Origin of the sequence: Coleofasciculus chthonoplastes PCC 7420 (assembly GCF_000155555.1) — a bacterium.
Classification (GTDB): Bacteria; Cyanobacteriota; Cyanobacteriia; order Cyanobacteriales; family Coleofasciculaceae; genus Coleofasciculus; species Coleofasciculus chthonoplastes_A.
In genome coordinates, this window is record NZ_DS989885.1 from 1 (window position 1) to 23819 (window position 23819).

A 23819-nucleotide genomic window follows, 5' to 3' on the forward strand; every position below is an offset into this window, starting at 1 on the left:
ATCAAAACCAAATTTTAAAACATGCCAAGATTTCACCGATTCTGGAGGATAGACCTATCAACCACTCTCTTAATTTGACAGATACCAGCTCTGTACCCAAGCCAAACGCCTCCGTTCTAGAGATTTGGGGCAGCTCTTCCCTGAAAGGACATGTCACCATTAGTGGCGCGAAGAACTCAGCATTGGCAATTATGGCAGGGGCGCTGCTGTGTCCTGAAGATTGCCGACTGCGTAATGTGCCTTCTCTGGTAGATATAGGGCGGATGGGTCAGGTGCTGGCGGCTTTGGGTGTAAAGCTAGAACGCCAAGGTAATATCTTGGATATCAATGCTCGTCATTTGAAGCAGTCAAAAGCACCCTACGAGATCGTGAATCAGCTTCGAGCCAGTTTCTTTGTGATTGGTTCTCTGTTGGCACGATTAGGTGCGGCTCAAGTTCCTTTACCGGGTGGCTGTGCCATTGGCGCTAGACCTGTCGATCTTCATGTTAGGGGATTGCAAGCGCTGGGTGCTGAGGTGCAAATTGAGCATGGTATGGTTCATGCTTATGTGAGGGGAAATGGACGGCGGCGGTTAAACGGGGCAAAAATTTATCTGGACTACCCTAGTGTGGGTGCAACAGAAACCCTGATGATGGCGGCGACGTTAGCAGAAGGGGAAACGATCTTAGAAAATGCTGCCCAAGAGCCAGAAGTGGTGGATTTGGCAAATTTTTGTAACGCCATGGGTGCCAAGATTCGGGGGGCGGGAACCAACACGATTATTATTTCTGGCGTTCCCAGTTTACATTCAGTAGACTACTCGATTATTCCCGATCGCATCGAAACGGGTACGTTTTTAGTGGCGGCGGCAATTACTCAGTCAGAACTCACCCTGTCCCCGGTTGTGCCCGATCATATTACCGCCGCGATCGCGAAACTCCAAGATATTGGCATGAGAGTGATTCAGGAAGCCCCCGACTGTCTGCGGATTATCCCGACGGGAATTATTCGGGCGACGGATATTGAAACCTTGCCCTATCCCGGATTTCCCACGGATATGCAGGCTCCCTTTATGGCACTCCTAACCCTGAGTGATGGGGATAGTGTGATTACTGAAACTGTGTTTGAAAATCGTTTAGGACATGTTCCTGAATTAAATCGCATGGGGGCAGATATTCGGATTAAAGGGAATAATGCGATCGTGCGCGGTGTGCCATTGTTATCAGGAGCCCCTGTGGTTGCCACTGACTTACGAGCGTCCGCTGCGCTGATATTAGCCGCCTTAGCCGCCGATGGTAAAACCACAATTCAGGGACTGCACCATTTAGACCGAGGGTATGAGAAGCTAGAGGCGAAGTTACAGAAACTTGGCGCACGATTACAACGAGTATCGGATAACTCCCCGATAAAAGCGTCCTCGGTGGCTCACAGTCCAGTTAATTCCTGACCCTAAGCCACAATTCTTGCTACTTATCCGATAAATCCCCAACTTCTGAATCAATTCATTGGTGACATCAGGGTTTCAACCATGAAGTCGGGGATCTAGAGTAGCATAAGCGTATGTTATGACTTCCCCAGCTCCCCCAGCTCCCCCTGCTCCCCCAGCTCCCCGTTATAACGCCCCATTGACTCTGCCATTAAACCCATAAACCTGACGACTACCGACAAACGGAACTAACTCAACCTCCCGTTCATCTCCCGGTTCAAAACGCACGGCTGTACCCGCCGGGATGTTTAACCGCATTCCCTTGGCTTGCTCTCGATCAAAGGTGAGAGCGTCATTCACTTCATAGAAATGGAAATGAGAACCCACCTGAATCGGGCGATCGCCTGTATTCGCTACCGACAGGCGCAAGGTAGGACGTCCCGCATTCAGTTCAATTTCTCCCTTTTGGATGATTAGTTCCCCTGGAATCATGAGCTACCCTTAACAAAAAATTACAAAACTACAAACAGTGTTCATTTCAATGACAGCAGCTACTCCCAGTGCTTCAACTATCTTTACCGCTGCCAACAAAACCAAATCTGTTTATGATACACGACTATTTAACCTGTTTGATGAAAAGATTATTTTAATTTTGTATATTTATATAAAAATATCTTTATAATAGTTTATTTATCCAAATATCGGTGATCAGGCGGATAAAAATTACGCTATTTTGCTGAGATAGACAGCCGCTAACTTTGATAAAACTTAATTAGTCAATCCCCAATTGGTCTGAAAATGTAGTCGTGCATTTTCAGGAATAACTTTTTCTAACAACTTGTGATATTTAGCCAAGACGTGCCAGATATGTTCTCAACTCAGTTAGCAATTCTTTCTGCTCCAGATTCGTCCTTAACTCAAAAAATTTTATCCAATCCACCCCAGCGATTTAATAAAACGCATCATTATCAAGTATCCAACGACCGTCACAACCATGTCTTCGTCCCGAAAGATGACGGAATTCGGGCGTATATGACAGAACAAGGTCAAGGCGTAGAACCCGGTGACTATCTGATTTTGCACAGAGGCTATACCTCAAATCGCTATCAAGTGGATAAGATCAATTATTATTCCAACCCACCTGATATGTGGATTGCGCTGCTGAAACAATGTTAATTTGAAGTTTCTCCTAATACCAAGTTGCAGTCTAAGGTAGAATTTGTCATGCTGAGCGCAACCCTTCACGACTTTCGATTTTACCGCATCAGTGTCAATTTAAAAACCCCTCACCCCCAGCCCCTCTCCCACGCCTGGGAGAGGGGAGCAAGAGAGTCCGGTTCCCATTCTCCCGTGCAAAAAAAGCTAAGCATCCTATGGCTTCCCCCTTTTGAAGGGGGACGGGAGTTGGGGTTAGGGGATGAGGGGAAAAGATTAGAGAAGTAAACAGACACAGCTTAAAAGCTTTCCAGTATTAGTTTTCGCCTTAAGTTGATACCAATGCACGTCGGTGCGCCCCTACGGTTATAATCTATCAAAATACCTGTACCAAATCGGTAGGGTGGGTTAGGCGGTAATACCTTTTTTCCCGTAATCTTTTAATGGAATATCCGCCGTAACCCACCAATAACAAACCTTAAACTGTAGCCAACATTATCCGTAATCTTCTGTTGCTGTTGCTAATTTGCTGGGTTGAGCGAAGTCGAAACCCAACCGACTCACTGTAAGGTTTGTTTGAGCATGGCTAAAGCTTGGTCAATTCCTGGAAATTCAGCAGGATAGCGGGCTAATAGTTCCGCCGATTCGAGAACGCCGCCACGAATGACACCGATTCTTGAAGGGTGAGTTAGAGTGATGAGAATGTCTTGCAGGTTTTGCAATCCGTCTTGTTTTTGACCCAGTGCTATTGTGCTAAGCGCAATGTAGAGTTGTTCTTGAGTATCATCGCCCTGACAGCAGGTTAAGCTTTTCTGGATGAGTCGTTTGGCTTCTTTAATGTTGTTGTCGATGACATGAACCAATCCCAGATTAAATAGAGGGTAAAAAAAGTTGGCGTTAATCTGAAGCGAACGATTAAGAGAAGACTTCGCTTTCTGGGGCTGATTTTGCATCAGATAAAGGAATCCTAGATTATTCCAGGCTGTAGAGTCATCAGGAGTGAGGGCAATGGCTTGGTTAAAACTGGCTATCGCTTCCTCATATCTCTCCAGATTTCCTAATGCGATGCCGCGCATAAACCAGGCGCTAGAGTCATCAGGATTGAGGGCAATAGCTTGGTCATAACTGGCTATCGCTTCCTCATATCTCTCCAGATTTCTTAATGTGTTGCCGCGATTAAACCAGGCTTGATAGAAATCAGGATTGAGGGCAATAGCTTGGTCATAACTGGCTATCGCTTCCTCATATTTCTCCAGATTTCTTAATGCGATGCCGCGCATAAACCAGGCACTAGAGTCATCAGGATTGAGGGTAATTGCTTGGTCATAACTGGCTATCGCTTTCTCATATTTCTTCAGATTTCCTAATGTGACACCGCGATTATTCCAGACGTTAGAGTCATCAGGATTGAGGGCAATTGCTTGGTCATAACTTGCTATCGCTTCCTCATATCTCTCCAAATCGTCTAATGTGACACCGTGATTATTCCAGACGCTAGAGTCATCAGGATTGAGGGCAATAGCTTGGTCATAACTTGCTATCGCTTCCTCATATCTATCCAGATTTCCTAATGTGTTGCCGTGATTATTCCAGACGCTAGAGTCATCAGGATTGAGGGCAAGAGCTTGGTCATAACTTACTATCGCTTCCTCATATCTCTCCAAATCGTCTAATGTGACACCGCGATTATACCAGGCGCTAGAGTCATCAGGATTGAGGGCAAGAGCTTGGTCATAACTTGCTATCGCTTCCTCATATCTCTCCAGATTACCTAATGTGTTGCCGCGATTATTCCAGGCGCTAGAGTAATCAGGATTGAGGTCAATAGCTTGGTCAAAACTCGCTATGGCTTCCTCATATCTCTCCAGATTACCTAATGCTCCGCCGCGATTATTCCAGGCTTCATAGTTATCAGGATTAAGGGCAAGGGCTTTGTCATAACTCGCTATGGCTTCCTCATATCTCTCCAGATTTCTTAATGTGTTGCCGCGATTATTCCAGGCTTCATAGTTATCAGGATTAAGGGCAAGGGCTTTGTCATAACTCGCTATGGCTTCCTCATATCTCTCCAGATTTCTTAATGTGTTGCCGCGATTATTCCAGGCTTCATAGTTATCAGGATTGAGGGCAATGGCTTGGTCATAACTGGCGATGGCTTCCTCATATCTCTCCAGATTACCTAATGCGACGCCGCGATTATTCCAGGCTTGATAGTCATCAGGATTGAGGGCAATGGCTTGGTCATAACTGGCGATGGCTTCCTCATATCTCTCCAGATTACCTAATGCGACGCCGCGATTATTCCAGGCTTGATAGTCATCAGGATTGAGGGCAATGGCTTGGTCATAACTCGCTATCGCTTCCTCATATCTCTTCAGATTTATTAATACGATGCCGCGCCCATTCCAGGCTTTATAGTAATCAGGATTAAGGGTAATGGCTTGGTCAAAACTGGCTATCGCTTCCTCATATCGCTCCAGCCTTCTTAATACGATGCCGCGCCTATTCCAGGCTTGATAGTCATCAGGATTGAGGGCAATAGCTTGGTCAAAACTAGCTAAGGCTTTCTCATCTTGATTGCCGCTAAAAAACAGTAAGCCATGCTCAAAATATAACTTAGCTGTCGTTTCTGGACTATTGCTGCTTTCGTCCAGTAAGTCGTCTAACTCTAAAGTTTTAATCACCCGTTCTTCTGGAGTTAGCTTTAAATACTCCTGCAAATCTCCTATTGATAATTGCTCTAGTCTAACTTGCCGTTCTTCCTCAGTTAACGGAAAATGAAATAACCCCGATCGCCAATCAAAGAAATCCGGTGCCCGCTGAATAAAATAGTTCAGGACAAAGGAAGGAACAACAAAGACAAAACTACAGGGAAAATCAGTCCCAAACCGTTCTCGCTGTTGGTTTAAGTGACTTAAAATTGGCGGTACACCTTTCCAACTATAGGTATAGATTTCCGTAGAACTCCAACCACTCAGGCGTTTAGTATCTTCATACTCATATAACGCCTGTTCTATCCCCCGAATCACTAAAATATCAAAGCCTTCTTGTTCTCTCAGTTCAGCAATTTGATCATAAACTTTTTGGGTTTCCCGCTTAATCGGCAACAGGGATATTTTTTTCTGCGGTAAATCTCGCCGCAGTTGCTCAATAATTTGACTCACCTGACGATAATTAGATTGCACCACAAAAAATAAGCCAAATCCCTTCTTCCGTCGCAGCGCCCGGAACAGCCGACGGTAGACTTGATCAAAGGTTTCTGGGGGTAATGAATCAGGGGCGATTGGCATCATTCCCTTGCTTTAGGGCATCTTGAAACTTAGATACATCCACTATAATCGGGTGAACATCATACCAGGTGTGCTTTTCTCCTTGCTGATTAATATAGCGATATTCCAATAAGCAACGATTGAATAATAAACTCCGGTGCAGGTTATCATTGCCAATTTCCTTACTCTTATAAACCTGGGCGAGAATCTGCCATTGATCCTCTTCCACCGCCCGTTGATAAACGTCTCGGAGTTCGGCAATTGCCCGTTGTACCGCCCGCGCTGAGATGGGTAATTGATCGGTTCGATTGGTGGCTTCTTGCATCAGTTGAATTAAATCTCGCATATAACCGCCACTCATGCGACAGAGTTGTTCAAGTACGTCGGGCGAGGCAAAAATTCCAGTTTCTAAGTCTAAATCGGTATGCGGTTCAATGCGGCGTCTAATCGTTTCCTTCAGTTTAGTAATACCCGGTTCGTATACACTGCCATCTTGCCACTGTACCATCACCGAGGGCAGAACTTGGGGAATGCCATAGTTATCCTTTAAATCCGTCGCCCACCGGGAATAAATCATGGAAATGGGGACAGTATAAACAATATGACAAGCTAAGGCTTTAAGCTGTTCGTGACGATCCAGAAAAATTTCCTCATGATTGCTGCGCCCACTCTCCCGGAAAATCGGGACAATTCGATCTAAGTTATCGGCAATAATCACTAATTGAGTTTTGCCATCGGGTAATTTCTTGGTAGCATCAGCAATAAACTGATTGAGTGCCTTAAGTAAAGTTTCAGTATGGGGTTCGACTTTCTCACGAATTTGCTGACGTTGACTGGGTTCGGTACGAATCGCCGCCGTTAGCTTGGCAAACTGATTTAATTGGGCTTCAATCGTCAGCTTCTCCAGCTTCACGTCTTGCAGAAAAAAGTCTTTGAGATCCTCATAGCGATCGCGTAACCAGTCGGCGATGGGTGTAGAATCGGCTTGTTGAAGCTGGGCGAGTAAATGGCGGGTGCAAGCCAGTAAGATATCCGTGTATTGAACATCTTGGACACTGATATCCTCTTGATCTGCGGCAAAATAGACAACAAAGCAGTTTTTCTTCTCCAAATACGTCTGGAGTCGATACAATTCAGTCGTCTTACCCGCGCCACGATATCCAGAATACAACTGACAGGTTAAGTCTTTGGAACGCTGAATACTTTTGCCTAAATCTTGTTCAATCTCCACATCACCCCGCACCTCCCGACATTCCACATATTGAGGATCACCAGCAGGAAGCGGCATTGGCGTAAAGGAATTATAGATATTATCTAATAATGCTTCAATATCCATCATTTGTCATTTGTCTTATGTCATTGGTCATACTCACGTAAGGGAGAAGCAAGCTACGTTTATGTAAGGGTTTAATGGATAACCACATATTTCAGGGCGCACGTCGGTCATTGGTGTCAACTTAAGGTGAAAAGCACGACTGGCAAGCTTTTCACCCTCATCCCCTAACCCCAACTCCGGACCCCCCTCGTTCCCCCCTACCCCCCTCGTTCCCCCCTACAAGAGGGGGGAGGACAGATGATGCTTCGCTTTTTTGGCAGGGGGGAGGACAGAGGATGCTTCGCTTTTGTTGCATAGGAGAAGGGGAACCATCACATAAAGACGCTTCCAAAGCATCTCTAGAATACCGTTTCTATATCGCTTCCTTCTTGCTCCCCTCTCCCCTGGTGGGAGAGGGGCTGGGGGTGAGGGGATTGAGCTTAAGTTGACACGGGCGCACGTCGGTGCGTCCCTACAATTTTAATCCACCCGTTAAACAATCGGTGTAGAGACGCGCCATGGCGCGTCTGGAACAAATTAGCGGGTTGCTAAGACTCTGATAAATTCCAAGGGTAATCCATCGGTATCGGCAATAAATGCTACCTCGTACACGCGATCGCCGATAATTTGTTGAGTGGGTTCTAGGAGTATTTTCAGCGGCTGACACTGAGCCGGATTTTGACTCGATGCCTCAGCTAGCCTCTGTTGTAGCGATTTCAGCCAACTGGGTAAGTCAGAAACTGTTTCAGTGAGATCAAAAGAAAGATGATAGTAACCGACATAATGTTCATCCCCAAACGCATCGGGTGCAGGTTTAGGTTCAGGGATTTGAATTAGTTCAATTCGTCCGTCTAATCCCTCCATCCAACAGGCTAGGGTAATCCCCGCCGTGAAGCGTTCACAAACCGTGAAACCTAATTGTTCATAGAACGCGATCGCGCGATGAATATCAGCCGTGCGAATTGAAGCATGATGCATGATTCACGAATAATTTTAATTGTTGTCTGTAGGGGCGGGTTTTACTGATAACACTTTAACTCAAACCATTCACTTAACTAAACCCGCCCCGACTTAGTGATAGGGAAGCTGGGAAGAATGCCATGATCATTAAGGTTGGTGGGCAATGCCCACCCTACTAGGCTCAATAACGAAGGACAAATGACCAATGACTAATGACCAATGACAATTCACTCAAATAATCGAAAATAAGGATAGCGTACCGGAATTCCTGGCTCTTTTTCCAAATCGAAGTTAATCACTTCCCAACAGGGATCATCCTCGGGTTCTGGGCTAAATGCCACAGGTAAGCCATAGAGTCGCGGGCGTCCCGGTTCCGATTGTCCCCGCCAAGGGGTACTCCGTTCCAGATAAGCACTAACTAAATCTCGATAGCGACTGGCAATAATCACCCGTGTTGCCCGATAGCCTTGAGTGTACAGGCGATCGAGAGCTTCGTGAATTTCAAAGCGAATCCCATCCGGATGGGTATGCTGACGATACCATTCACCCTGCCATTGACGCCAATGACGCCCTGATTGTAAGTGGATGAGTTCTTCAGTTTTGGGATCTGCCTCGAAAGCGCCATGCCGGGGACACAAATAGGTATCGGTCAATGTCAATGCCGGAATAGACTGCCGACAGTGAGGACATTGAATCTCTGAACCGAATATGGGGTACTGTAAACTAGGATTAATCATCTAGGGTTTAAGGTATCGTCATTCATTCGGCGATTGCGCTAGTACCTGTATAAATAATATATATGTGGCTTCATCAATTATAGAATACCCTCGAACACACTCATCTGTTTTATAGGCAATCGTGACCGATTCTTATCCCCAGTTTCCTGCAACTCCTTCCTATTGGTCTGCTGTTGATCAGTCTCAAGCTGCCTTTGTTGCGCCCAATGCGGTAGTTATCGGTGATGTCGCGATCGCATCAGGAGTCAGTATCTGGTATGGTGCTGTGGTGCGGGGTGATGTCGAGCGGATTGATATTGGTGAATGCACCAATATTCAGGATGGCGCTATTTTACATGGAGATCCGGGTAAACCCACGATTCTGGAAGACCATGTGACAATTGGACATCGGGCTGTCGTCCATTCGGCTCATATTGAACGGGGATGTTTGATTGGGATTGGTGCGATTATCTTAGACGGTGTGCGGGTAGGACATGGCAGCATTGTCGGTGCTGGGGCATTGGTAACCAAAGATGTTGCCCCTTTATCGCTGGTGGTTGGCATTCCGGCGCGAAAAGTCCGCGATATTTCGGAAACCGAGGCGGCTGAACTAATTGAACACGCACAGCGTTACCAGAAGTTAGCGCTGGTGCATGGCGGAAAAGGCACAGACTTGGGATTTCACGCGCCTGAATAGGGTCTGAAAAAAAACCTGTCACCTATTGACTTTTGGGGGCATAATTTGGTTAATACTATAATATGAGAATCCTTCACATAAATTTAAGCATTAAGCGAGGTAGGTGAAACTATGGATTTACGGTTAATCATTGTCTTGTTGCCTATCCTCTTAGCCGCAGGTTGGGCTTTATTCAATATTGGTGCAGCGGCTATTGGTCAAATTCAGGCGTTTCTGAATAAATCCTGATCTATTGGATAGACACAAATACCTTTTGTAGAGACGTGCCATGGCGCGTCTCTACGGCTATTGTGCAGTACATCTGTTCGAGCTACTCAATTAATGCTTTAGATGGCGGGACTCAAACAACGGATTGGGTAGCAGTTTTCATACTATTGCTACCACCTGAGCTGGGTTCAACTTGTACCCCTAGAGCCAACCACACAGTAAAGGCTATGGCAGTAACTAAAATTAAGGTATCAAATGCTGGTTTAAGCAGCGATTCAATCTCTTTGAGCGTTAAATGGTGGTGAGAGTGAACCAATTCTTTCATACTCATGTCCAACCTCCGGTTAACTGTTGAGATTGCTCTGATGTTTCTTCCTTGTCTCCTAGAGCAGGGGAGGCATCTTAATTTCTAGTATAAGTATTTTTGCTTATCGCTTTGATTAAAATTGTGTGAAGTTACAGTAGGGTGGGCAATGCCCACCTTACAGAAGGTAATTCAATATCGCTCTAATAAAAGCTTTACTTCAGCATCCAAATCGAAATCCCTCATCGCCTCCCACTCGGCTTGTCGAACTGCCAAATAAACATGAGCCAAATCCTTACCCAATGCATCTAGGAGTACCGAGTCATTTCTAAGCTGTTCTATCGACTCGGTTAAGGTACTCGGCAATCGTTCAATATTAGCTCCTTGGCGTTCAGCATCCGTCATCGTACTGGGATCTACAGACACAGGCATTCCCAATTCTAAACCTTGGCGGATACCATCAAGTCCCGCTGCGATCGTTGCCCCTAATGCTAAATAGGGATTCGCCGTAGCATCCACGGTTTTGAATTCAAAATGAGACGGACTCGGGGGTTCAGGATGCGTGGGGACACGCACAGCAGCCTCTCGATTATCCAGTCCCCAACAGCGGAATGCCCCACTCCAAGACTGGGGGAAAAGGCGGCGATACGAATTCGTTGTGGGTGTTGTCAGTGCCATCAAAGCGGGTAGGTGGTGCAGAATTCCGGCGATAAAGTGACGCGCTATATCGGACAATTCGCCATTCCCGTCTGGATGAGGGATAAGATTTTCGCCCTCTCGCCAGAGACTCAGGTGCAGGTGACAACCGCTACCCGCTTGATTAGCAAAGATTTTGGGTAAGAATGAGGCGATACGATAATGTTGGAGTGCGATCGCTTTAATTGTTTCCCGGTAGGCAATCTGTTGATCTGCCGCACTGAGGGCGTTGGTATAGAGGATTGAGATTTCCTGTTGACCGGAACCGGATTCGGGATAATATTGCTCAACTAGCATTCCCTGCTCAATCAACGCTTCTGCCATCTGATCAATGATCCCTTGATGCAAATCCATTGCCATCGTCGAGGCAAATACGGTTTCATCCGCAGGTGCGATGCCCTCAGCCGTTCGTTGCAACAGATAGAACTCATTCTCAAAAGCGGCAATTACCTCTAACCCCTCTTGGTTGGCATCCGCAACCATGCGTTTGAGAAAATGACGGGGACAGAGACTCCAAGGCACACCATTGAGCATCATATCGCCCATGACCCGGGCATGACCGGGACAATAGGGTAAAGGGTTCAGCGTACTCCAGTCTGGCACGAGACGAATTTCACCCACGGGTCCAAATCCACTCTCAGCCACAGGTGCATCATACATGACCGGAATGGCTTGTTGAGCCGCAGAAATACCCACACCATGGGTGAGGTATTCTGATAAGGCTTTCCGGTGGACTGCCTTGCCCCGGATAATATTGGCATTGTCGCACCAGAGAATGCGGACAAATTGAATCCCAAGCTGGTCAAGATTTTGTAGTTGTTCTTTTTCCATGCATTTTCTGGTGAGCTAGTACAAGAAGGCTCCAAGTCCGAGGGCAGAGGGATGAAGGCTTTTTGGCTTATGGTAGCTGCTTTTGCGTAAGCGTGTTAATGGGTTTAGTTATTTCTGCCTGGGTTTCTAACCCAGAGTAGATCCATAAATTAACGTTTCTTAATATAATGAGAGGATACACGGCTGATATAAAGGAGCGATCGCGTGCTAACCCTAGACCGCCTTGGAGAAGAAACATTAAACAGAATTGCAACACTGGCACTGTCCAGCCAACTCGATGATGCCAGAAAACTTAATGTGCAAGTGAAAACAGACCCCTCCCTGCTAGCCAAGGGTCAGTTAGAATCCCTAACTATTTACGGTGAGGGGTTAATCATGGAACACGATATCCGTCTACAAGAGATGGTTATCCGGCTAGAAACCATTGCGGTTGCTCCTTTCAAAGCCTTAACGGGTAATATTGTACTGACCCAACCGACGGAAGGAACAGCACGGATTGTGATTGCTCAAGCTGACCTCAACCGTGCCTTCAACTCCGATGTGTTAGGGACTCAGTTTCGCTCACTCCAGGTTCAGGTGGACGGTAAGTCACAAACGCTCAACGTCAAGCAGGTAAATTGCCGCCTCCTAGCCGAAGGTCGAGTGGGTCTTGATGCTGATGTGCGGCTGAGTCAAAGTAATCAAACGCAACGAGTCTCGTTTACCACGACTCCGAGAGTAAGTGATGACGGACGCAGTGTTGTCCTAGAGAAGGTTGAATACGCCCACGGAAAAGAACTCTCACCCGAACTCACTCAAGCCTTAGTAGCCAAGGCAGGTAAAATTTTACACTTGAGTCACTTTGAAATGCCAGGGATATCGCTACAGATGCATTATCTGGAGGTGCAAGAAGGTCAACTCACCCTACAAGCCGTGGCGCATGTGACGCAATTTCCATCCGTATGAGGCTGAAGGGATGGCTAAGAACGGTGACATACTCCTACCTCATCCGGGTTAGTCACCGCCGTTATAATTCAGTCCGCGTAGGCGGACTTTGTTTGTGTAGCAGCGATTTTAATCGCCGTGGCAAAAAGCTACAAACCTAGTCAATGTTATTCTATAGAATACTATATTTTGATCGATATAACGTGAACCATGTCTCGTGCTACCCCTTATCAACCATTACTTCTGAGACTGTTGCATGGTATCAATGGGCTAATTGCCATTTTAGCCATCATCACATCCTACTGGGTGTATGACACCTACGATGGACGATTTGGTCAACTCTCTCTGCCCCAAATTCCGGGTATTATTGGCATTCATGGGACATTTGGCAAAACTTTACTCCTCGGCGTAATGCCAGCATTTGCCTTATACAGTTTTCTTTTAGGCTCTAAACGCCTGGTTCAACCCGATTCGTTTCAAAAACTCAGACAACTGGGTAAACCTATCGGTTGGTATAGTCTGCATCGGATTGTGAATACGGTGATGTTATTAGCGGTTACCTTTTCCTTAGTGACTGGCAGTATGGTCAAGGAAGAATGGTTGCCCAATGGGGAATTAAATCATATCTGGTATTATCTGCATTTAACCGGATGGGTGATATTAGTTGGATGTTTAGCGATGCACTTGTTAATCAGTGCTAAGGTAGGAGGATTGCCATTATGGGTATCTATGTTTAAGCTAAACTATCGTCCAGAGGATTCCCCAAAAAAGTGGATTCAGACAGTACGTTCATTCGTCCAGCGTGAAGACAGATAATATCATATCCCGAAAAGGCAGAAAACAGATGGCAAAAGGGGGTAGTAAAGGCGGATTTGGTATGATACAGCAGTTTGCTCTGCTATGCGGTACATTGTCGATCCCCCTAAATCCCCCTTCAAAAGGAGGACTTTCAAGTCCATATCGGCAATCCTGACTTGATTCTGCGAAACTCTTCAATCCTACTATCTTGAATTAATGGTATTGCTATTGGATTGGGGATTGGCGATTGAGAAACCCTTCCCGACTTTTGAGAGAGCCTGGTTTTGAATTTGTAGGGGCGGGTTTAGGAATTTGCTTTTGGCTATTGATGGTAACGTTTGTGCAAAACCCGCCCTCCCTTAAGTAGTCGGACTTATCCGTCAGTCATCCCCAGGATGATAAACCCGAGCTGGTGTATGATCGGAATTAATTTCAATCACTAAATCCACCCAATCCGGATTGTGAATTAATGGCGTAATAAATAATTCGGGATGCAATGCTTTCCAGAAATACTTGACAAATTCATTAATTTCTGAATCACTCATCCCCGATTTACCCGTCGCGATCATCTCCGCCTCTGCTTGACGCCGCCACTGCAAACTCAAGCGATAATCGGTGGGATAAAGTACGATTAAACGATCTAAGCGTTCCCACAAGGGTAAATACTGTTTAAGTTGTTCATTCATATCCCGTGCAAAAGCGCGATCGCTCTCTGTTTCAATAGGTGCTGGAGTCGCCCCCGAAAACACAGTCGCCGCAACGGGACGCACACCGACAAACCAGCCTTCAAATAACACAATATCCGCCTTTTGTACAGGTTCAAAATCCGTGCGATCGCCTGCACCTTGCCACGCGGATTTATCAAAGCGGGGGACAAGAATAGAGTCTGAGGAATTCTGCGATCGCAACTCATCTAATACCTGCACTCCCAACTCCACATCATGGGTTCCCGGTGGACCCCGCCAAATCAGGCGCGGATCTTGTTCTCGCAGGCGCTGTCGTTCTTGATAGGTTTTATAAAGGTCATCAATGGAAAGGCTAAGAGTACGATATCCTAACTGGGCTAAAATTAATTTTAATACAACCGCCAATGTAGTTTTTCCGGTTCCCTGTCCGCCTAATATTCCCTGCATCAGTGGACGCCCTAACTCTTTTTGAGAATCCGCCAACTGTATTGCCAACGGAATCCATAATCGCCACAGAGATAGGAGAATAGTCGTTTGAATAGACTCTGAATGTTCTGAATTTTTCTGAATTTTCTGGGCAAAGAAATGCAAAGCCAGAACATCACTATAGACAGAGAGAAGAAGACGCGATCGCGCCCGTAATTTTTCCGTTACGTTATCTGGCGTAATTCCAAACGCTTTCGCCCGTTCCGGTGGTGTTAATTCCGCTGTAACTAATTTTTGCCAAGCCGATGAATTAGGTGATTTTCCGGCTATCCATTGGTTAAGAATATCACCGAGGGAGGGAGACGGAGAAACGGGATGAGTCATAAGTCTTAGGCTAGGGACAGGTTTAGCCACAATTACAATTGTAGGGGCGGGTTTAGGAACTCAATTACCTTGTCACCGATAACGGAACAACAAAACCCGCCCTTTCTCACCGATAGCGTATCAACAAAACCTAGGGTAGGGACAGGTTTAGCCACAATTACAATTGTAGGGGCGGGTTTAGGAACTCAATTACCTTGTCACCGATAACGGAACAACAAAACCCGCCCTTTCTCACCGATAGCGTATCAACAGAACCTAGGGTAGGGACAGGTTTAGCCACAATTACAATTGTAGGGGCGGGTTTAGGAACTCAATTACCTTGTCACCGATAACGGAACAACAAAACCCGCCCTTTCTCACCGATAGCGTATCAACAGAACCTAGGGTAGGGACAGGTTTAGCCACAATTACAATTGTAGGGGCGGGTTTAGGAACTCAATTAACTTGTCACCGATAACGGAACAACAAAACCCGCCCTTTCTCACCGATAGCGTATCAACAGAACCTAGGGTAGGGACAGGTTTAGCCACAATTACAATTGTAGGGGCGGGTTTAGGAACTCAATTAACTTGTCACCAATAACGGAACAACAAAACCCGCCCTCCCTCACCGATAGCGTATCAACAGAACCCACCTTAAATTAGTGCCATTTTACCTAAGCGTTTCAAAATACTCAAAACATTATATAATTCATTGCCGCGATTGCGAATATCAAAAATATCAGACGTGGCGTACTGCGGGGGTTCGCCTTTAACCAGCTTAATAAACATAAAGCTACCGCCGGAGGTGATCATCCCGAAAACAGGTTTTTCTGGGTGAGGAGTTGCTAGCATATAGGCAATAATTTGGTCGAGTCCAGCTTCTACGGAATAAGCAACCTGTTTCGATTCAATCACACTCACCCAAAATTGCTCATTCAGAAGCAAAACGTCTATTCGTCCTTTAATGACTGAGCCACCATCTTCTGTAGCAATTTGTACAGATTTTTCTAGTTTAATGTGAAAAGGAGGTAAATAAAACTGCCCCACGAAAAGTAAAGGCGACAAAACAGCGATGTTAACCGTATTTTCTAATAAGGGCGGATAATTCCGCAAATTAATATAACCAGCTTTTATTTGATCCAATAGCTGTTTTTCCTGGTTGGTGAGTTCAGGAAGGTTATCTTGCCACTCTCGGAAAAATTGCTCACCTTCAACGAGCTGAAGTCCATAGAGGGTGATTAGTTCCCGCAGGGTTATGTTTTCTGCTTGAATTGTTTGAACCATGAGTATGAATTATGAATGATAGGGAAGTTTGGGCGGGTTTAGTGACATCTGGGTGAGGTAAGAAACGATAATAGTCAAACCCGCCCCTACACAGAATCAAAAATTATATCTGACCTTATAACCTGACGAATGACGAATGACATAAGACAAATGACATAAGACAAATGACTATGAACCCAGTTTAAACGCTTCCAAAAACATGCTATAAACCAAACCAATTTTCAGAGCATTCACTGTTTCCAGAAACCATGACAATCGGGATGCTCTGCTCAGAGAAGGCAAACGCTGGCGATTTCTGCCATAAACAATCCGGCTTACCGTTTCCGTGAAAATAATTAAAATCCCAGCCGCAATCACATCCCAGTCAGCCGTTTGTCCGGCTGTCGTTGAGATAGCACTACCGAGGAAAATGCCTGACAGTAGTCCCAGCAAAATTATGGACAGGCGTCGCCAGGGATTGGTAAACCACTGGGCTAACCTTGCCAAGATCACATCGACGAGAGTATTAAGACGAGTATTTTGCATCGATCAACCAGAAAGCAACCACACACAGACCTTAATCACTTAGCCTTTTGTGCAAAATAACACGGTTTCGGTCAAGCTTGTTTCAATGAGAGTAGGGGGCTGGCAATTCATTTTGTTAGCACCCCCCACAGACGCAGTGGTGCAGAGTCAATCCCCTCAAAACGAATGAAACGACTAAACTATATGCTATATCCAGTATTTATCATCGTACTCCTCTTAGGTATGGCTGGACTAGGACTGGGATTATTTGAGTTCAAGGTTTGGATAGAACCCCAATCCTCGGATACAGCATCATTACCCTCGGTGAGCCAATCACCAGAGGTTGCTGAGGTGGAAACGGCTCAACCCTTATCACCAGCATTATCACCACTCTCTTCACCGTTACCCTCCCCAGAGGCTTCACCCTCTCCCCCCCTTGATCCCGTTGCTCTAGCGGCGCAAAAAGGAGGGTTGCGAGTCAGCAATTCCACGGAACATCCGGTGCGGGTGGCGTTGCTAGAGCGTCAAACGGATTCAAAGGCTTACACCAAACCCGCCCACTGGGATTTTTCCCCGATGGAAGGAGGAAGCCAAGGGCTGATTCTTTCTCTTCCCCAAGATGATCTGATTTTGGGAAACGGAGATATTGTGGTGGCATTCGCCCAAGATGGTTCTCGTTTATATTGGGGACCTTATGTGATTGGAGAGACGCCTGTACCTGTTTGGAATAAAAAGACGGGCGAATGGGAGTTAGTTTTGCAACCGTATTAGGGTTAATGACACTGACTTTAGAGTTTGTAGTCAGCGATGCGAGCGCTTCTTTCTGGCACTAAAGTGCCTACTACGAAACCAGTAGAGACGCGCCATGGCGCGTCTCTACTGTTGGATAAGGAACTTGAAGGGATTGTCTTAGTCAGGGAAGGGGTATATTGCGATCGCGCTTTCGGCTAAATTAAGTTGGAGACGCTGACAGTTAATGTTACCTTGGGTAAATTCGTTGGAATCCCTGTGAAGAAAGAATCACCGTCCTTTTAGGGCGGTGAGTGTCAAAAAGTAGTGGACGTTGAATCTAAGGATAGGATCACTCAACCCGTGACAAAGTGGTGGAATGTTTGGGAAAAGCATCCAACTCGTTTGTGGATGTTCTCGGTTTTAGGGTTAGCGGCGATTTGCTGGGTGGCGTTTTTATGGCACTTAGGTAGTACGGGTTTGGTTGATGAAACTGAACCGTTATTCGCCGAAGCCGCCCGCCAGATGACGGTGACAGGAGACTGGATTACACCGTATTTTAATGGGGAGACTCGGTTTGATAAACCGCCCTTAGTCTACTGGTTAATGGCGATTGGCTATCACCTGATTGGCGTGAATGAATGGGCGGTGCGACTTCCCTCGGCGATGAGTGCGATCGCGCTCACAATATTGGGCTTTTATACGCTACGCTATTTTGGGATTTCTCGTCCCCGGACTCTGGTTGATCACCAGCAGATGGAAGTTGAAGATACCCCAAAACTACCTAATTTAGAACGCCAGCGCTGGTTATCGGCGGGAATTGGGGCGACATTAATTGCATTGAATCCGATCACTTTGGTTTGGGCGCGGACTGGGGTGTCGGATATGCTACTCTCTGGCTGTATGGGAACGGCTCTTTTATGCTTTTTTATTGGCTATGTGCAAGGGGAAACCGGGAGACAGGAAGCGGAGGCGCAAGATAGCCAATACCGTGGACAAATAATGGGTGATCCCAAACCTATTTTAGGATTTGCGTCGGGTTGGTATTTGGCATTTTATATCTTAATTGCCTTAGCGATTCTTGCCAAAGGACCGGTGGGATTTGTCCTCCCTGGATTAATTATTGGCGCATTTTTGTTATATCTGGGGAAGTTTTGGCAGGTGGTGCGGGAAATGCGCCTGGTTTGGGGATTGGGGCTGATTGGTGTCCTAGCAATTCCCTGGTATGTGTTAGTTACCTTGGCGAATGGCGAAGACTATATCGAGAAGTTTTTTGGCTATCACAATGTTGAACGCTTTGTCGGGGTGGTGAATCACCATTGGGCGCCCTGGTATTTCTATTTTCTGGTTGTGTTAGTCGGGTTTGCCCCTTGGTCTTGTTATCTGCCTTTGGCAATTGCCCGGTTAAGGTTTTGGCAGGTTAAAAAATGGCGTTCGTCTCCTCGTGCGAGTCAGTTAGGTTTATTTGCCCTGTGTTGGTTTGTTGGGGTGTTTGGCTTCTTTACAATTGCCGTTACTAAACTTCCCAGTTATGTCTTACCGTTAATGCCTGCGGCGGCAATTTTGGTGGCATTATTAGCTAGTGATTTACTCACTTATCCTCCTCAACGTCTATGGGGGTTACGGTTGAGTGCTGGATTTAATCTGATTCTGCTGGGTGTCATTGCTTGGGCAATTTGGTATAGTCCTAATTTCATTGGCTATGATCCGGCGGCGCTGAATTTATCGGAAACGTTGCAAGCGTCAGGATTACCGCTGCGGGGAGGTATTCTGTGGGGAATGGCGGCGGTAGCGGCGGCGATCGCGTTATGTAGGCGTCGAGGGTGGCGTTGGTTAGGAACGATTAATTTGGTGGCGTTTGTGGCGTTTATTATTCTGGTGGTTTCCCCGGCTACTTTTCTATTAGATCAGGAACGTCAGCTTCCCCTACGAGAATTATCCGCGATCGCGGCTGAGGTGAACCAACCGTCAGAAGCGTTTCTAATGATGGGATTTGAAAAGCCTAGTGTGGTATTTTATGCCAAGCGATCGGTGAATTATTTTGATGAGGAACATAAGTTTATTGCTTACATTGAGGACATCGCTAAAATTGAGCCTAATCCACCTTCCACTCTGGTTTTAATTGAGTCGAAGCGATTTAATCGACTTAAAGAAGAATGGCTCAAACCTAGTGAATATACGGTCATTGATCAGGAAGGTGCTTATCATTTGATTCGAGTGACTAAACAAGTTCTTGCTCGCAAGCTTTAACTGTCAGGGGGAATTAAGTAGAAACCCCTCACCCCCAGCCCCATTGGTGTCAACTTAAGGTCGAAAACCAATTCTGGCAAGGTTTTCAGCTATGTCTATCTACTGCTCAAAAATTCCCCCTCGTTCCCCCCTTTTTAGATCCCCCTCCCGTCCCCCTTATAGCAGTAGACACATCGATTAGGACTTTCGGCACCATTGTAGAGACGCGCCATGGCGCGTCTCTACATAAATGATGTGTCCTAACCGCTATGGCGGTTGCTATAAAAAGGGGGAAGCCAGCGGATGCTTCGCTTTTTTTGCACGGGGAGGACAGAGGATGCTTCGCTTTTGTTGCACGGGAGAAGGGGAACCGGATTCTCTTACTCCCCTCTCCCCAGAGTGGGAGAGGGGCTAGGGGTGAGGGGTTTCTAGCTTAAATTGAAGCGGATTTATAGGATTGTATTTATATTCCAACCATCATCCGTAATTGACACTTATTTGATTATGTAATTTTATTCAGTTGAATCAGGAAATGAACATTCAACGGTAATCTTGAGGTTGCTTTTAGCGGTTCCTTTGGTGACATACGGGACGCCAGCTTCACCACCGAGTTCGATACCAAATTCTAGGGTAACTTTGTTGACATTCGCGATCGCCATTTTTTTAAAGGCGCTTAAGGTGTAAATTGTGTACGCTCGAATTGTGCCTTGAATCGCTCGGAAATTCTGCACCATTTGCTTTTGAGCTTTGGCGACTTCAAGGGTTTTGGGAACTGTGGGCTCCTCTCCGTCTTCCTCTTCGTCTTCGTCTTCGGGTTCTGTGGTGATGTCGGGAATGTCTACGTCTTCTGTGGCTTCAATATAGATGATGGTTTGATCGTCGAGCTGAATTGGGATGAGTTGAGGCATGATCGTTTGATGGGGTGGTATTGGTTATTGTTTAGCATACTTTCCAGGGCGACATTTTCCCCCTCATCCCCTAACCCCTTCTCCCTTGTCTTGCTCCCCTCTCCCGTGCAAAAAAAGCGAAGCATCCTTAGTCATCCCCCCTGCAAAAAAAGCGAAGCATCCTCTGTCCTCCCCCCTCTTGTAGGGGGGAACGAGGGGGGTGGGAGAAGGGGAACCGGACTCTCTTGCTCCCCTCTCCCCGGCGTGGGAGAGGGGCTGGGGGAGAGGGGTTGAGTAACGCACCAATTAAAATGGTTTAAAATGGTGCGTTACGCTTCGCTCTCCTCACCCTACAAATAGCCGAATGTTTGCCATGATGAGGGGATAACACCGATAAAGATTTTTGGCGATGAGTCGGGATGCTTTGGTTGTTGGTATAAATAAGTATGAGCGATTTAATCCCCTGAACGCGCCAGGGGGAGATGCGGAAGCAGTAGCTCAACGACTCGAACAGTATGGTGAGTTTAAAGTTACCCGACTCCCCGGGGTAAAGGATAAGCAGAATAACCGGATTCGGGTGGGTCAGAAAACCAATGTTAAACTCAGTCAGCTACGAAACGCCATTATACAATTGTTTAAGCCTAAGGGTAAATCAGTCCCAGATACAGCGCTATTATACTTTTCTGGGCATGGACTACGGCAAGATTTGGGGGTAGAAGAAGGGTTTTTAGCGAGCAGTGATGTGAATCCGGAGGGGGAAAACTGGGGATTGTCTCTACAGTGGTTACGTCGATTGCTGCTCACCAGTGAGGTGCGACAGCAAATTGTGATCCTGGATTGCTGTTACAGTGGGGAGGTTCTCAACGTTGCTGAGGCTGATCCAGGGGAGGGAGGGAAAGCACGCGATCGCTCTTTTATTGCCGCATCACGAGAGTTCGAGGTAGCGTATGAGGGGATTGATGGAAGTCATAGTGCGTTCACGGCGGCGTTACTAGAGGCGCTGGAACCGAAGTCAGAGCGCTGGGTAACGAATTACACTTTAGTCGAGCGTCTGCATCAAATTAGCTCAGAGTTTCCCCAACGTTGGATTTGTAGCAATTCTGGGGAACCGATTAATCTTACTCGTTGTTTGACGCCACTCATCCCTAAGTCAGAGACGCTTCAACCTGAGTTAGCCGCTTCTCCCCATAATTTAAAGCATAGTGGGGTGATTGAATTTGTGGGACGCGCGGAGGTTCTGGAAAATCTGCACCAACAGTTACAGCAAACTGAACGCATCGCCATTTGTGCAGTAGCGGGGATGGGAGGTGTAGGGAAAACGGAACTAGCTTTACAGTATGCCCTACATCACCAGAAACAGGGAACCTATCCCGGTGGCTTGTGCTGGATACTGGCGGGGGAGTCTGTTGTCGGAACTCAGATTGTTAGTTTTGCTAGAACTCAATTAGATTTACAGTTACCGGATGGGTTAGAACTAACTGAACAGGTGGCTTACTGTTGGCGACATTGGCGGAGAGGGGATGTCTTATTTATTTTTGATGATGTGCGAAATTATCGACAGATTAAACCCTATCTTCCCCCTGCGGAATCCCGGTTTAAGGTGTTGATTACGACTAGGCGGCAAAACTTGGGGGCGTCTTTTGAACGAATACATCTAGATGTACTTACAGAAGCAGCCGCGATTGAATTGTTAGTGTCATTGATTGGACAAGAACGGATTGAGGCGGAACCGGAACAGGTAAAACGTCTATGTCAAGACTTAGGCTATTTACCCTTGGGATTGGAATTAGTGGGGCGGTATTTACAGCGTAAGCCTGATTTGTCCTTAGAGAAAATGTGCCAGCGTTTGAGGTTAACCCATCGTTCTTTAAATAATCCTGACCCAGATATGACGGCACAATTAGGGGTTGAGGCGGCGTTTGAGTTAAGTTGGCAAGAACTGAGTCAAGATGCTCAGACGTTAGCCTGTTTCTTGAGTTTATTTGCTCTAGCTCCCATTCCTTGGAAATGGGTGGAACAATGCTGTTCAGACGAAGATGTAGAAGAGTTGGAGGATATTCGGGATGATGAATTAGTGAATCGAAGCTTATTGGAACGGGTAGATAAAGAGAGTTATCAACTGCATCAACTGATTCGGGAATTCTTAAAAGGGAAGGTAAAGGAATTAACTGAAGCAGATGAACTTAAACAACGGTTTTGCCAGGGGATGGTTGCGGCGGCAAAGCAGATTCCTTGGACGCCAACTAAAGATGATATTGTCATCGCTACCCCAATGATTCCACACCTAGCAGAAGCTGCAACGAATCAGCAGGATTGGTTAAGTCATGAGGATTTAACCAAACCCTTTGTTGGCTTAGGTCGATTTTATCAAGGTCAAGGACTTTACAAACAGGCATTACCCTGGTTTGAGCAGTGCTTATCAGCAACGAGAGAGCGTTTAGGAGATGACCATCCTCATGTAGCAAAAAGTCTCAACAATTTGGCAGAACTTTACTTATTACAGGGAAGGTATGGTGAAGCTGAACCTTTGTATCTGCAAGCCTTAGAGTTGACAAAACGCCTGCTGGGAGATAACCATCTATTCGTGGCAACCAGTCTGAGCAATCTGGCTCTACTCTACTCATTACAAGGAAGGTATGATGAAACTGAATCCTTGTATCTGCAAGCCTTAGAGTTATATGGACGCCTGCTGGGAGATAATCATCCATTCATGGCAACCAGTCTGGGCAATCTGGCAGAACTCTACGAATTACAGGGAAGGTATTCAGAAGCTGAACCTTTGCATTTGCAAGCCTTAGAGTTGAATAAACGTTGGCTGGGTGATGATCATCCCGATGTGGCAGCCAGTCTGAATATTCTGGCTAATCTCTACAGATCACAGGGAAGGTATTCAGAAGCTGAACCTTTGTTTCTGCAAGCCTTAGAGTTGAGAAAACGCCTGCTGGGTGATGACCATCCTGATGTGGCAACCAGTCTGAACAATCTGGCTCTACTCTACGATTTTCAAGGAAGATATGATGAAGCTGAACCTTTGTATTTGCAAGCCTTAGAGTTGAGAAAACGCCTGCTGGAAGATGACCATCCATTCGTGGCAACCAGTTTAAACAATCTGGGTAATCTCTACTCTTCACAAGAAAGGTATGATGAAGCCGAACTGTTGCATCAGCAAGCTTTAGAGTTGAGAAAACGCCTGCTGGGTGATGACCATCCCGATGTGGCAAGCAGTCTGAACAATTTGGCAGGACTCTATTCATCACAGGGAAGATATGAAAAAGCTGAACCTTTGTTTCTGCAAGCCTTAGAGTTATATAAACGCCTGCTGGGTGATGACCATCCCGATGTGGCAAGCAGTCTGAACAATTTGGCAGAACTCTATTCATCACAGGGAAGATATGATGAAGCCGAACCTTTGTTTGTGCAAGCCTTAGAGT

At 46.2% G+C, this 23819-nt stretch carries 24 protein-coding genes; 13 read left to right on the plus strand and 11 right to left on the minus strand.

The window, feature by feature from the left end:
- Positions 1-56: 56 nt before the first annotated feature.
- Positions 57-1427 carry a UDP-N-acetylglucosamine 1-carboxyvinyltransferase gene (gene murA, locus MC7420_RS34245; protein WP_232231853.1) on the plus strand — a complete coding sequence of 457 codons (1371 nt, stop codon included), beginning with the start codon at positions 57-59 and terminating at the stop codon, positions 1425-1427.
- 165 nt (positions 1428-1592) lie between these two features.
- Here the strand turns inward: murA and MC7420_RS34250 are convergent, their stop codons facing one another.
- Positions 1593-1898, minus strand: coding sequence for an urease subunit beta (locus tag MC7420_RS34250; RefSeq protein WP_006106558.1), 306 nt, complete (start codon positions 1896-1898; stop codon positions 1593-1595).
- Between the two features lie 348 nt (positions 1899-2246).
- On the opposite strand from MC7420_RS34250, the gene MC7420_RS34255 reads away from it, so the two are divergent.
- Positions 2247-2582 carry a hypothetical protein gene (locus tag MC7420_RS34255; protein WP_198016632.1) on the plus strand — a complete coding sequence of 112 codons (336 nt, stop codon included), beginning with the start codon at positions 2247-2249 and terminating at the stop codon, positions 2580-2582.
- Positions 2583-3121: 539 nt separating this feature from the next.
- Here MC7420_RS34255 and MC7420_RS34260 read toward each other — a convergent pair.
- The 4 genes from MC7420_RS34260 to MC7420_RS34275 all read right to left on the minus strand — a co-directional run bounded on the left by MC7420_RS34260 (position 3122) and on the right by MC7420_RS34275 (position 8842).
- Positions 3122-5854, minus strand: coding sequence for a tetratricopeptide repeat protein (locus MC7420_RS34260; RefSeq protein WP_157453451.1), 2733 nt, complete (start codon positions 5852-5854; stop codon positions 3122-3124).
- On the minus strand, positions 5835-7169 hold the full coding sequence (locus MC7420_RS34265; RefSeq protein ID WP_044211344.1) for an AAA family ATPase: 1335 nt from the start codon (positions 7167-7169) through the stop codon (positions 5835-5837). Before MC7420_RS34265 ends, MC7420_RS34260 begins: the two co-directional genes overlap by 20 nt.
- A 513-nt stretch (positions 7170-7682) precedes the next feature.
- On the minus strand, positions 7683-8123 hold the full coding sequence (locus MC7420_RS34270) for a VOC family protein (RefSeq protein WP_006106577.1): 441 nt from the start codon (positions 8121-8123) through the stop codon (positions 7683-7685).
- A gap of 209 nt (positions 8124-8332) precedes the next feature.
- Positions 8333-8842, minus strand: a complete 510-nt coding sequence (locus MC7420_RS34275) for a TIGR02652 family protein (RefSeq protein WP_006106563.1) — start codon at positions 8840-8842, stop codon at positions 8333-8335.
- Between the two features lie 121 nt (positions 8843-8963).
- Between MC7420_RS34275 and MC7420_RS34280 the strand changes: the two genes are divergently transcribed.
- Together MC7420_RS34280 and MC7420_RS34285 are read left to right on the plus strand one after the other, a co-directional pair.
- Entirely contained in the window at positions 8964-9518 is a 555-nt protein-coding gene (locus MC7420_RS34280; RefSeq protein WP_006106585.1) for a gamma carbonic anhydrase family protein, read from the plus strand.
- Between the two features lie 111 nt (positions 9519-9629).
- Positions 9630-9746: a photosystem II protein Y gene (locus MC7420_RS34285; RefSeq protein WP_006106581.1), complete on the plus strand. Its 117-nt coding sequence runs from the start codon at positions 9630-9632 to the stop codon at positions 9744-9746.
- A 112-nt stretch (positions 9747-9858) separates the two neighbouring features.
- Here the strand turns inward: MC7420_RS34285 and MC7420_RS34290 are convergent, their stop codons facing one another.
- Positions 9859-10056 (minus strand): hypothetical protein, encoded by a 198-nt coding sequence (locus MC7420_RS34290; RefSeq protein WP_157453452.1) that lies wholly within the window; start codon positions 10054-10056, stop codon positions 9859-9861.
- 165 nt (positions 10057-10221) lie between these two features.
- Positions 10222-11556 carry a glutamine synthetase family protein gene (locus tag MC7420_RS34295; RefSeq protein ID WP_006106561.1) on the minus strand — a complete coding sequence of 445 codons (1335 nt, stop codon included), beginning with the start codon at positions 11554-11556 and terminating at the stop codon, positions 10222-10224.
- 204 nt (positions 11557-11760) lie between these two features.
- Between MC7420_RS34295 and MC7420_RS34300 the strand changes: the two genes are divergently transcribed.
- Both MC7420_RS34300 and MC7420_RS34305 read left to right on the plus strand, forming a co-directional pair.
- Positions 11761-12501 (plus strand): LmeA family phospholipid-binding protein, encoded by a 741-nt coding sequence (locus MC7420_RS34300; protein ID WP_071777292.1) that lies wholly within the window; start codon positions 11761-11763, stop codon positions 12499-12501.
- 189 nt (positions 12502-12690) lie between these two features.
- Complete coding sequence (locus MC7420_RS34305) at positions 12691-13296, plus strand: cytochrome b/b6 domain-containing protein (RefSeq protein WP_006106582.1); 606 nt, start codon at positions 12691-12693, stop codon at positions 13294-13296.
- A 362-nt stretch (positions 13297-13658) separates the two neighbouring features.
- Here the strand turns inward: MC7420_RS34305 and MC7420_RS34310 are convergent, their stop codons facing one another.
- On the minus strand, positions 13659-14774 hold the full coding sequence (locus tag MC7420_RS34310) for a hypothetical protein (protein ID WP_006106569.1): 1116 nt from the start codon (positions 14772-14774) through the stop codon (positions 13659-13661).
- Positions 14775-14843: 69 nt separating this feature from the next.
- On the opposite strand from MC7420_RS34310, the gene MC7420_RS41010 reads away from it, so the two are divergent.
- The 4 genes from MC7420_RS41010 to MC7420_RS42165 are packed head-to-tail and all read left to right on the plus strand — an operon-like array spanning position 14844 to position 15356.
- Complete coding sequence (locus tag MC7420_RS41010; protein WP_006106573.1) at positions 14844-14981, plus strand: hypothetical protein; 138 nt, start codon at positions 14844-14846, stop codon at positions 14979-14981.
- Positions 14969-15106 (plus strand): hypothetical protein, encoded by a 138-nt coding sequence (locus MC7420_RS42160; protein WP_006106587.1) that lies wholly within the window; start codon positions 14969-14971, stop codon positions 15104-15106. Before MC7420_RS41010 ends, MC7420_RS42160 begins: the two co-directional genes overlap by 13 nt.
- Positions 15094-15231, plus strand: coding sequence for a hypothetical protein (locus MC7420_RS41015; RefSeq protein ID WP_006106588.1), 138 nt, complete (start codon positions 15094-15096; stop codon positions 15229-15231). Before MC7420_RS42160 ends, MC7420_RS41015 begins: the two co-directional genes overlap by 13 nt.
- Complete coding sequence (locus MC7420_RS42165; protein WP_006106567.1) at positions 15219-15356, plus strand: hypothetical protein; 138 nt, start codon at positions 15219-15221, stop codon at positions 15354-15356. Before MC7420_RS41015 ends, MC7420_RS42165 begins: the two co-directional genes overlap by 13 nt.
- 53 nt (positions 15357-15409) lie before the next feature.
- Here the strand turns inward: MC7420_RS42165 and MC7420_RS34315 are convergent, their stop codons facing one another.
- The gene (locus MC7420_RS34315) at positions 15410-16039 is read right to left on the minus strand and encodes a hypothetical protein (protein WP_006106556.1); all 630 of its coding nucleotides are present in this window, start codon (positions 16037-16039) and stop codon (positions 15410-15412) included.
- 168 nt (positions 16040-16207) lie between these two features.
- Positions 16208-16564, minus strand: a complete 357-nt coding sequence (locus tag MC7420_RS34320; RefSeq protein WP_006106584.1) for a DUF565 domain-containing protein — start codon at positions 16562-16564, stop codon at positions 16208-16210.
- A 165-nt stretch (positions 16565-16729) separates the two neighbouring features.
- Here MC7420_RS34320 and MC7420_RS34325 point away from each other — a divergent pair, with 165 nt between their 5' ends.
- Positions 16730-17314 carry a hypothetical protein gene (locus MC7420_RS34325; protein WP_044211347.1) on the plus strand — a complete coding sequence of 195 codons (585 nt, stop codon included), beginning with the start codon at positions 16730-16732 and terminating at the stop codon, positions 17312-17314.
- A gap of 285 nt (positions 17315-17599) precedes the next feature.
- Positions 17600-19522: an ArnT family glycosyltransferase gene (locus MC7420_RS34330; RefSeq protein WP_006106562.1), complete on the plus strand. Its 1923-nt coding sequence runs from the start codon at positions 17600-17602 to the stop codon at positions 19520-19522.
- 491 nt (positions 19523-20013) lie between these two features.
- Here the strand turns inward: MC7420_RS34330 and MC7420_RS34335 are convergent, their stop codons facing one another.
- Complete coding sequence (locus MC7420_RS34335; RefSeq protein ID WP_006106566.1) at positions 20014-20409, minus strand: CU044_2847 family protein; 396 nt, start codon at positions 20407-20409, stop codon at positions 20014-20016.
- Between the two features lie 388 nt (positions 20410-20797).
- Here MC7420_RS34335 and MC7420_RS34340 point away from each other — a divergent pair.
- Positions 20798-23819 (plus strand): tetratricopeptide repeat protein (locus MC7420_RS34340; RefSeq protein ID WP_063712048.1); only part of this gene is annotated, 3022 nt, incomplete at its 3' end.